At 58.4% G+C, this 17,933-nt stretch carries 5 protein-coding genes and 6 pseudogenes; 5 read left to right on the top strand and 6 right to left on the bottom strand.

What is annotated here, in order from left to right; translation table 11 throughout:
- Window positions 1-365: 365 nt before the first annotated feature.
- The 4 pseudogenes from WDM24_RS05820 to WDM24_RS05805 all read right to left on the bottom strand — a co-directional run bounded on the left by WDM24_RS05820 (window position 366) and on the right by WDM24_RS05805 (window position 3,700).
- A pseudogene (locus WDM24_RS05820) lies at window positions 366-1,347 on the bottom strand (PDR/VanB family oxidoreductase).
- Window positions 1,348-1,357: 10 nt separating this feature from the next.
- Window positions 1,358-2,110: pseudogene (locus tag WDM24_RS05815) on the bottom strand (GntR family transcriptional regulator).
- Window positions 2,111-2,113: 3 nt separating this feature from the next.
- Window positions 2,114-3,161 (bottom strand): annotated as a pseudogene (locus WDM24_RS05810) (Rieske 2Fe-2S domain-containing protein).
- Between the two features lie 256 nt (window positions 3,162-3,417).
- Window positions 3,418-3,700, bottom strand: a pseudogene (locus WDM24_RS05805) (DNA-binding protein).
- Between the two features lie 443 nt (window positions 3,701-4,143).
- On the opposite strand from WDM24_RS05805, the gene dctA reads away from it, so the two are divergent.
- The 4 genes from dctA to WDM24_RS05785 all read left to right on the top strand — a co-directional run bounded on the left by dctA (window position 4,144) and on the right by WDM24_RS05785 (window position 10,236).
- Window positions 4,144-5,466 (top strand): C4-dicarboxylate transporter DctA, encoded by a 1,323-nt coding sequence (gene dctA, locus WDM24_RS05800; protein WP_207835035.1) that lies wholly within the window; start codon window positions 4,144-4,146, stop codon window positions 5,464-5,466.
- A gap of 943 nt (window positions 5,467-6,409) precedes the next feature.
- On the top strand, window positions 6,410-9,082 hold the full coding sequence (locus WDM24_RS05795; RefSeq protein WP_338830708.1) for a PAS domain S-box protein: 2,673 nt from the start codon (window positions 6,410-6,412) through the stop codon (window positions 9,080-9,082).
- Window positions 9,079-9,756: a response regulator transcription factor gene (locus WDM24_RS05790; RefSeq protein ID WP_176529024.1), complete on the top strand. Its 678-nt coding sequence runs from the start codon at window positions 9,079-9,081 to the stop codon at window positions 9,754-9,756. The genes WDM24_RS05795 and WDM24_RS05790 overlap by 4 nt, the downstream gene beginning before the upstream one ends.
- 93 nt (window positions 9,757-9,849) lie before the next feature.
- Window positions 9,850-10,236: a response regulator transcription factor gene (locus WDM24_RS05785; protein WP_207835033.1), complete on the top strand. Its 387-nt coding sequence runs from the start codon at window positions 9,850-9,852 to the stop codon at window positions 10,234-10,236.
- A 2,014-nt stretch (window positions 10,237-12,250) separates the two neighbouring features.
- Here the strand turns inward: WDM24_RS05785 and WDM24_RS05780 are convergent.
- Both WDM24_RS05780 and glmS read right to left on the bottom strand, forming a co-directional pair.
- Window positions 12,251-13,521, bottom strand: a pseudogene (locus WDM24_RS05780) (IS256 family transposase).
- A gap of 510 nt (window positions 13,522-14,031) precedes the next feature.
- Window positions 14,032-15,858, bottom strand: coding sequence for a glutamine--fructose-6-phosphate transaminase (isomerizing) (gene glmS / locus WDM24_RS05775; RefSeq protein ID WP_338695911.1), 1,827 nt, complete (start codon window positions 15,856-15,858; stop codon window positions 14,032-14,034).
- 547 nt (window positions 15,859-16,405) lie between these two features.
- Between glmS and WDM24_RS05770 the strand changes: the two are divergent.
- Window positions 16,406-17,737: pseudogene (locus WDM24_RS05770) on the top strand (IS5 family transposase).
- Window positions 17,738-17,933: the final 196 nt, after the last annotated feature.

The raw sequence follows: 17,933 nt of genomic DNA, 5'->3' as shown, positions 1-17,933 counted from the left end.
TCTGTGCCGCTTGCCAAATGTGATGCACTCCGTGCTCAACGTGAGGAAAAACGCGCATAGATGCGGGCATTGCTGTGGAGTGGACCTAACGCTCTGTCAGCTTTCTGGCATCATTGTCCTCGAGCGGACAGCGCCGCACAATGAAATTGCAGAGTTGACGTGCGCGAGATGCCCTTGGGGTCTCATAACGTTCCTCGACGGAAATCCTCGCGTGCATCTCCTGCTTCGAAGAATTGATTAGCCGTTCCTTAAACGCTAGCAGGTATGACGGCCGGCAACCGCGCCACAGTCCCATGCGTGGTCATGCGCCAGTTGTTCCGAGCGCTGGACTAGGACCCACTGCCGAAACAAGCGCTGCAACGAGCCTATATCGTGTCCAGGCGATGAAGTATATCGAGGGTGGTCGTGTCGTGAGCGCGAGAATCGCATGCACAGATCTTTGCGTTCGCGCGCTTTTGCTGCTCGCTGAAGAAGACGTCGCGGTGGTCAAGCTCACCGTCGATGTTGACGAGATCGATCGCACAGACGCCGCACTCCCCGCGCCGGCAATCCGCAATCACCTCGTAACCCGCTGCATTGAGTACATCGAGCAACGAGCGATCGCGCGGAATCACTAGCTCGATGGCACGATCTGCAAGGCACACCCGGAAACCTTCAGTCGGCAGCGAGCCACTCGAACCGAAGGTCTCGTAGCGTAGGTCCGATAGTGCGCGCCCTGCGCCGGTCCAAGCCCGGCGGGCCGTATCGAGCATCCGCATCGGACCACACAAGAGTGTCAAGGCGTCAGGCGGCAGCGAGGCGAACAAGTCATCGAAATCGAGCCGACGCCCTTCGTTGCTTGCATGGATATTAAGTCTCTCGTTCAGCAAGGGGGCGAGGACATCCAGATAGACGGCTTGATCACGAGAAGGCACGGCATAATGTAAAGTGAATTGGCTATCGCGGCGGGCTATCGCTTGAGCTGCCCCTATTCGTGGCGTAATATCGATGCCCCGGCGATTAGGCAGTAGTGCCGGCGCGCCCAGTCTATCGACAGCAGTGAGACCGGCAATGTAATGGTCAGCCGCGTGCCCGGCGCGAGCGACCACATGTACTGCGAGCCGCCGCGCGAGTCCTCCACGCGCCGCACCGCAATGCCATAGCCCGCCCGGTCGACTTCGCCGACCAAGGAGTAGGACCGCGTCTCCGGCCGTGTCCATCGACAGTGACGGCGACATTGATATGGCTGCCCACCGGATAGGTCGCGCCATCAAAGTTGTCCGGCTTGATCAGCAGCTCGCGGATCGAAGGCGTCAGATCGCATGTCGCAACGAGGGTTGCGGGTATCCAGCTTTCAATGAACCGCATGCAGCTCCCTTCAATCGCCTGCCATCCTAATGAGCGCCAGTCCCGGCAGCTGGTCGGAATGCGTCTTGTTCTTGAGCACCAAGCGCAAATTGCGCGCCGCCACTTGCGCGTGCTCTCGCATGATTGCTTCGGCGCGCGCGCCTTCTCGATTTTCGATTGCGTCGATTACGACGCGGTGTTGATCCTGCGCAATTAGGAGTGTGTGGCGCACATCCGGCAGTGTCAATTGTGTCATCACAAAGCCGCTAGGCGAGGCGAACGGTAATGCGGACGCGCGATCGACCTGCCTGATCAAGTGCGGATGCGCGACAATTCCGTCAGCAGCGCGTGAAAGCGCGCGTTGAGCGCGACGTAGGAGGAGAAAGTCTGGACGGAGATTGGATCCTGCCGCACAAGACCGTCAGTCTCGTCAAGACAACCTTTCAAGGGTTCGAGATCGCGCAATGAAACACCCCGCTCGGCGGCAACGCGTGCGGCCAGCCTCTGGAGCGTGCCGTGCAGTTCGATCGAGTCCACGACATCACGCTCGGAGAATGCCTTTACCATGAAACCACCGGAAGAGATCGCTTCCAAAAGCCCTTCCTCCTGCAGTCGAACCAGCGCCATTCGCACCGGAGTGCGCGAGGCGCCGGTCGCCTCCACAGCCTGCAATTCGGAGACCCGTTCGCCGGGCCCGCAAATCACCCGACAGAATCAGATCGCGCAAACTGAGCTGGGCACGCACCGTCTGTGAGACAGAGCGATCGCTGTAACGCTCGGCCATGTCCTACTCCGCGGCTTGCCGGTGCTGCGGCGGATTTCCGCGTCGATCATGGATCTATCAGGCGGCGTGCCCACATCGCGCCAGCGTCGATGTTGAGGTTGTAGAAGACCCGATCGGCATGTTCGTCGATGGCGCGCTGTTGCGCCTCGAGAATAACTCATCCCCCCGGAAGATGCCGGAAACGCCTTGGCGGGGTTCGGTGGTCAGACACTGTTCGCTTAAGAGGTAATTACGTACGAATGCCCAGAAATAATGGCAGCTGGTCTCCGTTTCGGGCGTGATGGTGTTGAGAACCATACCATTGACACCCGCCGAGCGATCGCCTTCGGGCGCTCCTGTTCCGGCGGGCGCCACCCCGACGTCGATATTGATGGTGCACGGCGCCTCGAAACGAATGATTTGCCAGCGGACCACCCGACCAGGCTTTTGCAACTGTTTCGACCAGAACGGCGGCGGGGGTATTCCCCTTCATCCAGCGCGTTACCGTGGCAGTCTTCTCGCCGTGCGTGACGTCAAGCGGCGCTTCCGCGATGGCGTCGTTGCCAATACTGGCCCCGTGCACAAAGGTCTCGTGCGTCAGGTCCATGAGATTGTCGACGACCAAACGATAGTCGCATTTGAGGTGAATGGTCTCACCATCAGCGACCCAAGCAGGATCGTCGTTCCAGTGCATGTCCGGCACCAAATCTGGGTCAGCCAGCGCTAGATCGCCCATCCACAGCCAAATGAAGCGATTGCGCTCGACTGCGGAATAGGCACGCACGCATGCGGAGGGATTGATTGTCTCTTGCGAGGGCATGAAGGTGCAGCGCCCCTGCGCATTGAATTTCAGCCCATGATAGCCGCAGACAACGCTGTCGCCCTCAAGGCCGCCCTTTTGAGAGCGGCACCAACCGATGCCAACAGGCATCCTCCAGCGCCGCCACTTCACCATCGGCCCGCCGATACATTACGGCGTGCCTGCCGCAGATCGTGCGCGGCAACAGCGCCTGCTTGACCTCGGCATCCCAAGCGGCCGCGTACAGGCATTGGTCGGAAAGCAACAGCTCATGCGGCAACCTCGCTTCTCTGTATAGTTAGTGTATACACCAATTCGAGATTTCGCGGGAAATATGCTCATTATGGTGAAATTTTTGCAGTCCAAATCGTCGTCGTAATGGCAGCATGTATACACGATTTGATTTTATCAACCCTATATGTCCCGGCCGGCGATGGAGAGGCATCAGCTGGTCAAACTCCCGGGACATCGCCAGACGGCACATCCTGCTGCATCACAGTCCTGCATCGTCGCTATTCTCGTGCGGCGATCACCGTGACTCCTGGCGTGCATAGGGCGCAGCCTTGGGCGATTCTTGGCCGGCAGTAACGATGCCTTTACCGGGTTCGGACGTTGACGCCCTGACAGCGAGATCGGCCCACGCTTTCAGCTCTTTCAGCTCATCCAGTGCGTAGATGACGCGACCGCCAAATTCTTCGATACGTTGGCCCTGCGCCATATGTCCGGTGCTTCTTGAGCGTGCGGCCCGCCAGACGGAGATAACGCGCCCAAAAGAATCTCGATCTGACGCTCAGATGTCGCCAAGCTTCCATCGCGCGGATACCTGCGATCCAAACAATCGATTTTACCAATGCGACGCACTGCTGCATCAACTCGGCACTCGACACATTCCGATCACACCAAGCTTCAACGCCGAGACGCGACTCGGCTTACGTGCCCTGCCAGAGCAAGAGATACGTCACCCAGCGCAACGCCTTCCATTCGAACATGCGAACGCAGGTCCGAGCATTCAGATAACCTCATCAAGAGATAGACGGCTTATGCCTGGTTTGATCGGCCGCAGATTAGCGTCTGGTGCAAATCTTGCTTGCCGAAAAAGATAACGTGACTGAATGCCTGCCTTTGGAATGACGCGCCGGCTCCCGGAACCGTCTTCAATCGGACAAGGCTACGGCCAAAAGGACAGCCTCGTATGACGCCGTCGGCTCTCACGACGCGGCGGCTCACATTCGAGGGAATTCGGGAAGGAAGCGTCATGACCACTATGGCAACTGCGGCGCCTGCGCGCGCGTCACAAACCTGGTATAAAATTCTCTACGTCCAAGTGTTGATCGCTATCGTGATTGGCGCCATCGTCGGATGGCAGTGGCCATCGGTCGCGACCAACGACTGGGTCAAGGCGCTCGGTGACGGCTTCATCAAGCTGATCAAGATGGTGATCGCGCCGATCATCTTCTGCACCGTTGCATCCGGCATCGCGCATATTCAGGACGCAAAGAAAGTTGGGCGCGTCGGCGTCAAGGCGCTGGTATACTTCGAAATCGTCTCCAGCTTTGCCTTGGTGTTGGGCCTTGTCATGGGCAATCTGGTTCAAGTCGGCCGTGGCATTGCCGTCAAACCCGACGCTGCGGCAGTCGCCAATTTCGTCAAGCAGGCGGAAGCCTCGAAAACCGTCGATTTCTTTCTCAATATCATTCCCGATACCGTGGTCGGCGCCCTGGCTCGCGGCGATGTTCTGCAGGTGCTCCTGTTCGCGATCCTGTTTGGCTTTTCGCTGATGGCGCTGGGAGAGCGTGGAGCGCGGCTGCGCGGCATGATTGACGACGTTGCGCACGCGGTGTTCGGCGTGATCGCTATCATCATGAAAGCGGCTCCGATCGGCGCGTTCGGCGCAATGGCCTTCACGATCGGCAAGTTCGGGCCGGCGGTGCTCGGCAATCTGATCGGTCTGATCGCGCTATTTTATGCGACGGCCGCGATATTTGTAGTGGTCGTTCTCGGCCTAATCGCGCGCCTTGTCGGCTTTTCGATCTTCAAGTTCATTGCCTATATCAAGGATGAGCTTCTAATCGTGCTCGGCACCTCGTCTTCGGAAAGCGCGCTGCCGCAATTGATGGAGAAGCTCGAGCGGCTGGGCTGCTCCAAGCCCGTGGTCGGCCTCGTGGTGCCAACCGGCTACTCCTTCAACCTCGACGGCACCAACATCTATATGACGCTTGCGACCTTGTTCATTGCCCAGGCGCTCGGGGTCGATCTCACTCTTGGCCAGCAGCTCACGATCTTGCTCGTGGCAATGCTGGCCTCGAAGGGGGCAAGCGGCGTCACCGGCGCGGGCTTCATCACGCTCGCTGCTACGTTGTCGGTGGTCAACCCAACGCTAGTGCCGGGCATGGCAATCGTGTTCTCGATCGACAAGTTCATGAGCGAGGTACGCGCCCTTACCAATATCACCGGCAACGGCATCGCAGCTGTGTTCGTCTCCTGGTGGGAAGGCGAACTCAAGCACGGGACGCTGCACGCCCGCCTCAACCAGCCCGCCGATTCCACCAGCATCGACGTTAGAAGCACAAGGAGGTAGGCCCCGGACTTTATCCGTGATTACAAGACGCGTCGAACGCGAGTGTTGCCCAAACTTCTGATTCTTCGCAGTTCAGATCGGCTCAGCCGACCTGAACTGCAAACCGGAGCGTTTTCTCACGCGATCTCGGACCGCCTGCTTTGCGCTGCGGTCCAGGCAACCGCTCTGAGAAAGATCCTCACATATAAAGGGAAAAGAGAGCATTGTTTTCGGCAGCCATCTCCAGGCGCGCCTTTTGAGGTACAGCTCCTGGCCATCCAAATGCCGGGGCAACGTTGGCCGAGCCAGACCATACGGTTAATGACAGAATCTGTGCGGCGTGACGGTCCACGGTACCCGGTCCGCCCATGAAACGGTTGGTACGTGGCTACTGAACCCGCCATGTCCGACCCACAATGTGGCGGCGACCACGCTGGCGCAACTCGATCATCTGGCTTGTTCCGGTGCGCATTGCGGAAGAGACCGCGATGGACGTGATCACGGTGGACCAGATTGCCCCCTTCACCAGCATGAGATGGATCCCAGAGGGTAACGTCACGGCGCTCCACAGCTTTTCGCTGCTCTCCGCATAGGCAGAAGGCCTGCCGCATTGTTCAGCGTCAGCGCTTAGCTGAATTGATGTGGCCGGTGACCCTGACCTTGATGTGCCTTGGCGCCACGCAGCTGTACTCGGCCGCAGCCTCACGCGCCCGCGAGCGTTTCAAATAGCGAAGGAAAACAGATAGCCCGGGCTCGGTTGTACGCATGTCAGCGCGCGATATTGGATGGTTTAGGACAACTATACGTACGTTTGTAATGCGCCTTTCTTCGGTACGTGCTCAGTTCAACCGTAAGCAATCGATCCCGGAAATGCTCGTGAGCGTCTCTGGGGCAGAAAGGATTGCCTTATTTTTGCCTAGAATGTTATAGCTCTCCTGCCGCATAACGGCCGGATGGTCGAAGAATGCATAATCAGATCAGCAATTTCAAACGTTCGGCCACGCAGTTTGCCTTCGGCAGCATAACGCTGGCGGTGGTGACGCTAGCTTCCTTTTACCTTCAAACGCATTTCGCCGCGATGGCGCTCGTCTATCTGCTGGTGATATTGCTGTTTTCGTTGATCGGCAGCTCTGTCGCTTCATACGCGCTTTCCGTCTTAGCCATCGCTGCTTTGGCCTACTGCTTTGCGCCGCCGGCGTTCAGTCTACGGATTGACGACCCCCAAGCTCTTCCGGTGGTCGTCGCATTTCTTACGGTCTCGATCGTTGGAACACACCTGATCGGAAGAGTCCGCCAGGAAAGAGAGGCTGCGCATGAGGCTGCGGCCCAGCTGCGGCGCGGCGCGGCCGATTTGAAGGATCGCGAAAAACGGTGGCACGCGATCTTTGAGCACAACCCGGCCATGTACTTCATGCTCGATGAAGCCGGTACGGTCCTCAACGTCAATACCTTCGGCGCAACACAACTCGGGTATGCTCGCGACGAACTGATCGGCCAATCCGTGCTGGGAATCTTTCTCAAGGAAGATCGGGCGTTCGTTCACAAATGCGTTCGCACCTGCCTTGAAAATATCGGCCAATCGCGCACCTGGGATGTCCAGAAAATCAGGAAAGACGGCTCGGTACTGTGGGTACGTGAAAACGCTAAAGCCATGCTCTGGGCCGATGACCAGCCCATTGTCCTAATAGCGTGCGAAGATGTCACGGAGCGAAAGCGAACCGAACTTGCCCTGCAGCGGAGCGAAGCCCATTTGGCTCAGGCGCAGGAGTTGAGCCACACAGGCAGCTTCGGCTGGAACGTTGCTACCGGCGAGGTCTTTTGGTCAAAGGAGAACTTTCGAATTTTCCAATTGGACCCGCAGACGGCTCCTGGGCCGGAACTGGTTGTCGAGCGTACCCATCCAGACGATAAAGCTTCGGTCCAAGAGATCATCGATCGAGCGATGCGAGACCCAAGGGACTTCGAGCACGAATACCGGTTGCTGCTGCCGGACGGCTCGGTGAAGCACATCCACGCGAGGGTGCGAGCAACAAGAACTGCCACCGGTGACATCGAGTTTGTCGGCGCAGCGACGGATATCACGGCAGCAAGGCAAGTAGAACAGCAGCTACGCCGTAGCGAAGCCTATTTGGCCGAGGCCCAGCGTCTCAGTCACACGGGCAGCTGGTCCTGGGACCTCTACAGTCTCGACTTTGTGTATCGCTCCGCTGAGGTCGACCGTCTATTTGGCTTTGAACCGCAAGAGACTGTATCGATCGAGACCATTCGGTCGCGCGTTCATCCAGATGACCTGCCGCGGCTTCAGGAAGTGCAGCGCCAGGCTATCGAAGGCAAGGAAGAGCGCTTCGAGTATGATTTTCGAATCCTTCTAGCAGATGGCGGGATAAGACGCATACACTCCGTCGCGCATGTGGTGGTCGGCAGCGATGGCAATGTGCGCGAACTGATCGGAACACACATGGATGTCACCGAGCAATACGCCGCTAGGGAACGCTTGGAAAACACACTTGCCGCGCTGCGCGAAAGCGAGCAGCGCTTTCGCGATTACGCCGAAACAGCTTCCGACTGGCTCTGGGAGACGGGACCAGATCATCAGGTCACCCACTTATCCGAGCACACCAGCGCTGCGGGAATATTGGCGACGGGATTGATAGGCCTGCCTCGCTGGGACATCGCGTGCGACGTCGAGGAAGAACCTGAGAAGTGGCGGCAACATCGGGCGACGCTGGAGGCGCATCTTCCGTTTCGGGATCTGGTCTACCGCACTGTCAATCGTATGAGATCTCCGATCTACGTCCGGACGAGCGGCAAGCCTTTTTTTGATTTAAACGGCAATTTCCTCGGCTACCGCGGCGTCAGCACCGACATCACCGCTTTGATTCGCGGAGATCAAACCGAACAAGAGCTCCGAAAGGCGCAGGCGGAGCTTGCGCATGTGACGCGTGTGACGACGCTAGGAGAGCTGACAACCTCCATCGCCCACGAAATCAACCAGCCACTCGCCGCGATTATCAGCAACGCCGACGCGTGCCTCGGTTGGATGGGCCGCCAGACACCTGACCTTTCCGCCGCTCGCTGTTCGGTTGAGTGGATAATCGAAGACGCAATCCGGGCAAGCGAGGTGATCCGTCGGATTCGCGCACTTGCGAAGAAAGGCGAGATCGAGATGGTACCGCTCGATATCAATGATGTCGTTAAGGATGTTATTGCTCTGGTGGCACGTGAGCTGGTTAACCACCGAGTGACGCTAAAGACCAAGTTGACGGAAGCGCTGCCCGCAATCCTCGGTGATCGGATTCAGCTGCAACAGGTGATTATCAATCTGGTGATGAATGGGATCGAAGCCATGGACGGAGTTACGGACCGGACGCGCGAACTGGTGATTCAGTCGTCGGAGGACGGCACGGGATATGTGCAGGTTACCGTGACGGATTGCGGCGTCGGGATCGCTGAAGATGATACCGACCGAGTATTAGACCCCTTCTTCACGACAAAGTCGAGTGGCCTTGGCATGGGCCTTTCCATCTGCCGCTCGATTGTGGAAGCTCATGCAGGGCGCCTCTCAGTCGTTCGCAAGCAGGGGCCGGGAGCGAGCTTTCGGTTTGACCTGCCGTTGCACAAGGAGCTCGTGCCGTGAGCGAACGCCCTTCCCCCCCGCGCGAAGGCAGCAAAGCTGAAGCGTCGGCAAATGCGACAGTCTTCGTTGTCGAAGATGACGTCTCGATGCGTCGGTCGCTAACGAACCTTTTTCAATCGGTCGGCCTGGACGTCGTTGCATTCGGATCGGCCCGCGAAATGCCACAGAGCGGGCTTCCCGATGTTGTTAGCTGCCTGGTTCTTGATATCCGGCTGCCAGGTCTGAGTGGACTTGAGTTCCAGGCTGACCTGGCGCGGTTGAACATTCATATTCCGATCATCTTCATCACCGCCCATGGCGACATTCCCATGAGCGTCAGGGCCATGAAAGGCGGAGCCGTCGATTTTCTCACCAAACCGTTTCGCGATCAGGAGCTGCTTGACGCCGTGGTCGCCGCGACCGAACGTGATCGCAAAAGACGGAAGGCTGAGCAGACCGTCGCGGAACTGCAGGCTCTATTTAACACCTTAAGCCCGCGCGAGCAGGCGGTGATGAAGCTGGTCGCTACCGGCCTGATGAACAAGCAGATAGCCGCCGAACTGGGGCTCGCCGAGATTACGGTCAAGATCTACCGTGGACACGTAATGAAAAAGATGCGCGCCCGGTCGCTCGCGGATTTGATCAGAATGACTGAGACGCTGAGCATCCGCGCAAATCGGCCCGAACAAACCTAAGTATGATTTTACAATTTCAACACTCAAGCCCACTTTTCGCCGAGGGTGGCTAATGCTGCGGCAGCCGCCATTCCCGCGTCCGGAGGGCACGTCTTGTGCACGCCTTTAATATCTGTCGTTGACGACGACGCGTCGGTCCGCGCGGCGACAGAGAACCTTCTGAAATCGCGTGGCTACATCGTCCAAACGTTTGCGTCGGCCGAGGACTTCTTGAGGTCACCGCGATTGAACGAAACCTCCTGCGTAATTTCGGATCTGCAGATGCCGGTTATGAGCGGCTTGGACCTGTTGGCAGAAATGCGGGCGAGGGGTCACCGTGTGCCGTTCATTTTCATTACTGCGTTCCCGAACGACCGCGTGAGCACCTCAGCCCTGGACGCGGGAGCGATTGGCTTTCTGGCCAAGCCCTTCGCCGGGCATACGCTGATCGAGTGCCTCGATGCTGCACTGCAGGAGAATCGCGACGGGGGGCACACCTAATCCAGAAGACCGCCAACCTCATGTCCAATCTGCGCACTTCTCACGTTACACGACATCGATCAGCTTCTTGGCGCCGAGCACGCTGCGCCTGTAATTAGAACTCCCAGAGGCTGGGTCCGCGCGCTCCAGTCTAATTGGTTGGTCCGCTTTTTTAGGCTCGTCACCCGCGAGTTCGCTCAAGCAGGGTTCAAGACCTGCATGTTGAAATCCTATCTCGAGCTCGTACGATCTACTGGAATGAACTCCCCGAAATCGGCCGGCATCACCAGCGGTCGATTTCTTACTTTGGCTTATTGATCCTTTGACGTGCTCCGCCCGCTAGCCGCGTTGATCAAGACCAACGTTGCCGCCGCGAGGCTCGCGGTACTCGGCACTCCCGGATCCGTTCAATCTCCGTAGGCTGGTGCTCAGGGTGATCCTCCTCCCGGACAGGATTCGACAGGTTCGCGCGCTTGCTTAGCTCGGTCTCGTGCAGCAAGCATACTATTTTCAACAACGAAAGAGCTCTGCTCAGCCCAGGAGCTCTCCGGAAAGCATTTTCGAACCAATTGCTTGCGTCTTGTTCATCATCGATGTTGGTCGTCGGGCGAAAAGCTCTGTGGGACGAGCTCCTGTTCACCGCGCCGCCCGTCACAGCCGTCACAGCTTCTATCCTCCTTGTCTATTGGGAGGCAGCAATCGCTCCGTAGCTCCTTCACGCCCTATCTCAGGCTGCTCCTTTGCTCCTCATGAACTCTTGGGCCTCATCAGATCGCCCGGAAGACCTTTGCCTCCAGATACCCCACATAATCTGCGTGCAAAATGCCCGGCCTCCTTTCGACGGCCGGGCGGATCTTGGCCGCGCCTCGTAAAGTTATTACGACGCCGCCAATTCGATCTATCGGCTTGTGCAATGCTGTCACAGAGCGCACCAGGCACTAGCAGCTCGGCGAAGACTACGCCGGCCGGCTCAGTCTGCGTACCATCTTCTCTGCGCAGGAGCTCTTCTGACTGTGAGCCTTCCCCAAGGCCGCCTAGCGCAGCAAAGACGGCGCGAAGAGCACGACGAGATACGTTCCACGCAACTATACTCTAGTCACATAAAATCATCCTCGCAATCGTATGTCGCTGAGCCTTCTGCGATCTCGGTATCACCGTTCTCACAGTTGCCAATTTCGGAAAGATATCGCGCGGCAGCGCCATTTCGCCGCCATTCACCATCACTGTTCCTTATCCAATTTTCTGACGTCTCTGGGTCGAGGACCATTTGTCGGCGTCAACCTCGACAAACCCCAACTTCTCCGCACCGGCTCCTGCTTCTGGATTAGCCGGACGCAAATTGAGCAACGGCCTTACCGTCCATTCGAAGTCGATGCTCGAGCAGAATATCGCCAGCGTTCTCGACAAGCGGATGAACGACCTGAAGATCTACACTCGAGGTAGTCCCCGTTCGCCCAGGAAACAGCTCCCGCCATCGCTTGACGTCGAACTCTGTCATGCTGTCGCCGCCTTCCATTCTTAGAAGCCCGACACTCTTGTTTCCTAATTGGCAGCTGAAGTATCGCGCATTATCGGAATCTCGAGTTGTTCCATAGTCCTCAGCAATTTCCGCAGTTCGCCTTGCTCTTGCGGACACGAAATCTGAGTACTCTTGCGGGTTGTCGGCGATGTACTTGATCTCTTCGCCGTGATAGGTCTGAGCCTATTGATCTCCACCACAGGAGGGTTTTGAACGAGCGAATACGGTCTTGTTGCCGACGATGAGCTGCCACTGGGGCCTGGCGCGGCCAAGCGCATATTGGCGAACGCATCCGCGAAGCTGTTTGCATCCCCTTGCTCGTCAGCTTCGACAAAGCGTGAGGATTGGAGCCATTGATCCGATTATACATGGCGATTGATGCTCCCAGCGGGCATACACTTCCGCATTTGGTTCAGGCTTGTTAGACCCGGCGGAGTTGATAGGCTGACTGCCTTACCAAAACCTGACGCGAGACCGTGAAGAGCTATCGCCAAATTTTGGTGACGGCGCGGCCGGTCAGGCGGCGGCGGGTATGGGCTGACGGTCAGTCGGTTTGGCGATGACCTCGATCCCGTCGTTGAATGTCACACCGAGAACGAGTTTTGGCAACTGGTTGTGGCCATCGAGACGACGCCAGCTTTTCTGCGCGGCCTCAAGCAGTTTGAAGACCATCGCGAGCGCCGTTCTGTTGGACAGGCTATCGTGCGGTGGCGCACGGTAGCGAAGGTGCTTCCAATGGGATTGATGGTCCGCAGGTGTTTCCAGTGTTCGGCCGGGAAGTCGTAGAACGCCAGTAGCGTGTCCCGATCCTTGCTCAGGCAGTCGGCCGCCTTCTCGTATTTGGGCGTATAGCTCTCGATGAAGGCGTCGAACGCCAGCTCGGCGGCGGCCTTGGTTTCGGCCATCCAGATCTCCTGCAACGCGCGTTTGGCTTTAGGCTGCTGGCTCTTCGGCAACTTGGCGATCACGTTGGCGGTCTTGTGTACCCAGCAGCGCTGCTCGCGCGTTTTCGGCCAGACCTCGCCGGCGGCCTTCCAGAACCCGAGCGCGCCGTCGGCGATGGTGAGCCGCGGTGGCACGCCGAGCCCGCGCCGCTTCAGGTCGAGCAGCAGATCGCGCCAGTCCTGCGCGCTCTCGCGGGCGCCATCGGTGAGGCCGACCAGTTCCTTGCGGCCTTCCGGCGTCGCGCCGATCAGCACCAGGATGCAATGCTTTTCGTCTTCGAGGCGTGCTTGGAGATGGATGCCATCGGCCCAGATGTAGACGTCGCGCTTCGCCGACAGATCGCGCCTCTGCCACGCGGTGTGTTCGTCAAGCCAACCGTCCTTCAGACGGCCGCTGGCGGATGCCGACAACCCGGCAGCATCCTTGCCGAGCAGCGCCGCCAGAGCCTCGGAGAAGTCGCCGGTGGAGATACCCTTCAGGTAAAGGATCGGCAGCAGCGTCTCGATCGATTTCGAGCGGCGCATGTAGGGCGGCAGGATCGACGGAGAGAACCGGATGCGGTCGGGATCGGTAGCCTCCGCCTCGCGATCGCGTACACGCGGCTGGCGGACGCCGACCGGACCGATACCATCCATCACCTCGCGTTCCGGCAGGTGACCGTGGCGCACGACGCGCTGGTGGCCGTCCGCAGTCTTCAAATCGGCATGCTTGCCGAGAAAGTCCGCGACCTCGGCCTCGACCGCCTGGGCCAACAGAGCACGCGCCCCATTGCGCAAGATTTCGGTGAGTTGATCGTCGACGTTTCCTGGCTGAATCAACTTGATGATGTTATCTTTGGACACGGCATATCGCTCCTTCGGTGGAGAAGTGGAGGCGTCAAGCACCCCCACGATATGCCGCCTTCCCGATTCCCGCCGTCACCAACTTTCAGCGATAGCTCGACCGTGAATGCCCTCTCATCCTTTCGGCAAGCTTTCCTAAAGCGGCACCAATGCACGTCGCATTGGCGTTGCCGGGATTGGTGAGGCTACGAGCATGGCTCGCAATGTCAGCCTATCAGGAGCGGGTTCGATCGATAGTTCTCCTGATTGAATCAGCCGTCGAACGCTCTCCTTCTGATGCCGCGCGCCATGCTAGACGTATGCCCAGATTGCAGTCTCGATAAGTCCGGGGGAGCGCACGGCCTGCTAACAGTTACCAGAATTGGCGACAACCAAGTATCCGCCAACCATGACCAACCATGGATAAGCGCGAGACTACAGCCTTTCCGGATTTTGAATCCACCAGATGGGGCAGCCACCGCAGCCTGATGGCTAGACAACGGAGAAGCACCTCGACATTGCCGCGGCCGGCTATTCGACGGTGACCGATTTTGCTAAATTGCGCGGCTGATCCACATCCGTCCCCATAACGACGGCAGTATGATAGGCTAAAAGCTGAACCGGGATGGCATAAACCATGGGCGTAAAGCTTCCACCCATGTCCGGCATCACAATGGTCATGAGCGTATCCACCGTCGCTTCCGAAGCGCCCTTCGCATCAGTGATCAAGATGATGTTGCCGCCGCGAGCCGCGACTTCTTGCATGTTCGAGACAGTTTTTCCGAAGACCGCGTCGTATGGCGCGATCACCACCACGGGCACCGTCTCATCAATCAATGCAATCGGTCCGTGCTTGAGCTCGCCAGCGGCGTAGCCTTCTGAATGGATATACGAGATTTCCTTCAGCTTGAGCGCACCCTCCAGTGCCAGGGGGGCCGATGTGCCGCGGCCGAGATAGAGCACATCGCTCGACTTGGCGACATGACGCGCGAGTTTCTCGATCTGCGGCTCGATCAACAGCGCCGCAGCAATCAGCCGCGGCACTTCGATAAGCTCGCGGACAAGCTTCGATTCATCGATCTCGTGCAGTTTACCGCGCTCTTTGCCTGCTGCCAGGGCAAGCGCCGCCATTACCACTAGCTGGCAGATGAACGCCTTGGTGGAGGCGACGCCGATTTCCGGTCCCGCCAGCGTGGGCAACACGGATTCGCTCTCACGCGCAATCGTCGAGGTCTGGACGTTGACTACAGATATCGTGTGCAGACCCTGGCTCTTGGCGTAACGCAGCGCAGCCAGTGTGTCGGCAGTCTCCCCCGACTGCGAGATGACGATCGCGAGATCGCCCTTACGCAAAGGCGCCTCCCTGTAACGGAACTCGGATGCCACATCGATTTCGACCGGCAGGCGTGCTAACCGCTCGAACCAGTATTTGGCGATGTAACCGGCATAGCTCGCCGTGCCGCAGGCCGTAATCGAGATTCGCTGAATCGAATTGAAGTTGAACGGTAGAGTCAGCGGCAGGGCTACGCGCTCGGCGCCGATATCGACATAATGAGCCAATGTCTGCCCGGCCACCATCGGCTGCTCGTGGATTTCCTTAGCCATGAAGTGGCGGTAATTCGCTTTATCTACCAGGAGTGACGACGCGCCTGACTTTGATGTTTCCCGGTGGACGATAGTGCCGTCCGCGTCGTGGATCACACAAGTCGTGCGGGTAAGCACGGCCCAGTCGCCATCTTCAAGATAGGCAATGGAATCGGTCAAGGGTGCGAGCGCGATCGCGTCCGATCCTAGATACGTTTCGCCATTGCCATGCCCAATCGCAAGGGGTGATCCCTTGCGCGCACCGATCAAAAGATCGTCGTGGCCTTTGAACAGGAATACCAGCGCGAAGGCTCCGTGCAGCCGCAGCACCGACGCCTGCACCGCATGCTGTGGCGAGTAGCCATTCATGAGATAGGATTCAACGAGATGAGCCACCACCTCGGTGTCGGTCTCTGAACTGAAATGAGCTCCATTCTGTTCCAGTTCGGCTCTCAGCTCGCGGAAATTCTCGATGATCCCATTATGAACGACCGCGACATTTTCCGTCGCATGCGGATGGGCATTTCTTTCGGTAGGCCTTCCATGAGTCGCCCATCGGGTGTGACCAATACCGATATGACCCGATAGCGGCTGCCGGTGCAGCCGCTCGGCAAGGTTTCTCAATTTGCCTTCAGCGCGGCGCCGCTCGATACGGAGACCTTCGAGCGTCGCAACGCCTGCGGAGTCGTAGCCACGATACTCCAACCGCTCGAGCGAAGCGACCAACTGTCCAACGACCGGACCACGCCCCAGGATGCCGACAATTCCACACATGCTGATCAATGCACCCCAAGTTCGCGAAGCCGCGGCTTCCGAATGGTCTGCTGTCGACATAGTTGCGGGGCTGCTCTAGCGTGTGTTGCCATTTGTTACTGGAAATGTTTGTCGCGCTCGTTCAGGCGAACATGCGATACTCGGACAGATGCATGCTCCGCTTGTCGAGATCAGACTAAGCGATCAATATCGATAGCTCGATTGTACGAAGGTAAACTTTCGATGTCGAAACGTTCGAAGAACTATACAAGTGTTTGCAAGCTCCCCGTATTTCCTGCACCAGCAGAAGCGATTGTCATCGATACGGTCGATGAGCTTGCTGCGCCCTAGGCTGAGTGTTCTGTTGGAAGTTGAGTGAGCGGTACGCATTGTGGGCTGCGATATCTAGTCGTCCGTGAAGAGCGGCTAAGCGATTGAGTTGCATTTGTCGTTTTGGATTGTTCGGATTGCAGGGCTTTGATGCTTCGGACATCGGAACCTTGCAGTTTCATTTTCGGGATTCCGTCGAATCGCCAGTCATGATTCCGTCGTTGCATCGGAGGTGGCGATGCGACCGAAGAAGCACAAGACGACGGGATCGGGCGATCTGTTCCGGGCCAGGCTGGACCAGATCATCAATATGAAGCACGAGCTGGTTCAGCTCGCCGGCAAGGTCGATTGGGACTGGATCGACGGCGAGATCGCGCCGCTCTATAGCGAGAACGGTCGGCCAGGCATCGCGACCCGCTTCATGATCGGGCTGCTGCTGCTCAAGCACATTTACGGCCTGCCGATGAGGGGGTGTGCGAGCGTTGGGTCCACGACCCGTATTTCCAGTACTTCACCGGCGAAGAGTTCTTTCAGCACGCGTTCCCGCACGAGCGCTCGGACCTGAGCCACTGGCGCAAGCGGCTCGGCGACAAGCTGGAGCTGTTGCTGGCCGAGAGCTTGCGGGTGGCGCACGAGGCCGGCGCGTTACGCAGCCAAGACCTCAAGCGGGTCACGGTCGATACCACCGTGCAGCCGAAGGCGATCACCTTCCCGACCGACGCCAAGCTGCTGCACGCGGCGATCAAGGGGCCCAACCGCCTGGCGAGGAAGCACGGGGTCAAGCTGCGGCAGTCCTATCTTCGCATTGCCAAGACCGCGGCAATGATGGCTGGACGCTACGCCCATGCCAAGCAATTCAAGCGGCATCACCGGCAGCTGCGCAGCCGGCTGGGCCGGATCATCCGCGATATCCGCTGCAAGATCGAAGGTCAGGCTGTGCTCGAGAACGCGTTCGCCCTCTCGCTCAGCCGGGCCACGCAGATTCGCGCGCAGCAGCAGCGCCAGCGCGGCTGGAAGCTCTATTCCTTCCACGCCCCGGAGGTGGAATGCATCGGCAAGGGCAAAGCAGCCGCGCCTTACGAGTTCGGTGTCAAAGCCTCTATCGTCACCAACAACCGCCGGGCTCACGGTGGCCTGTTCGTGCTGCACGCCAGGGCGCTACCCGATAACCCGTACGACGGTCACACCTTGCGGGACGTCATCGACCGCACCGAGACACTCACCGGCTGCGCGATCGAGCGGGCCTATGTCGACAAGGGATATCGCGGCCACGACGCACAAAATCCCCGTCGCGTCTTCATCTCTGGCCAGAAGCGCGGCGTCTTCGGTGTCATCAAGCGCGAGCTGCGCCGCCGCTCCGCCATCGAACCCATCATCGGACACCTGAAAGTCGATGGTCACCTCGGCCGCTGCTACCTGCCGTGCCGGCGATGCGGCCAACGTCATCCTCTCCGCCATCGGCTATAACTTCCGCCGCGTCCTCGCCTGGCTCAGGAAGCTCTTGCGCTTCATCCTGATCGTCCTTTGGCGCGCCTTCGCAACCCCAGTCGCCCTCAATCCCGCTTGTTAACGGACGACTATCTATGCACAGGCTGTGGCTGGGTGTCGGCCTGCATGCTGCGATTCTATCAATGCAATGCCGATCTCCTCACTTGCAACTGGCTAACCTCAGCACGTCGCTTTATCCGGCCACGATAAGCCAGGTCCGAATGATTTTAATATTGGGAGCAACTGCCGGATCGGTATAAATCAATGTATGTAGTGTA

It is taken from the genome of Bradyrhizobium sp. 27S5, assembly GCF_037217225.1.
GTDB lineage: Bacteria > Pseudomonadota > Alphaproteobacteria > Rhizobiales > Xanthobacteraceae > Bradyrhizobium > Bradyrhizobium septentrionale.
Note: the sequence above shows the minus strand (reverse complement) of the source record. Positions and strands in the feature narration are given on the sequence as shown.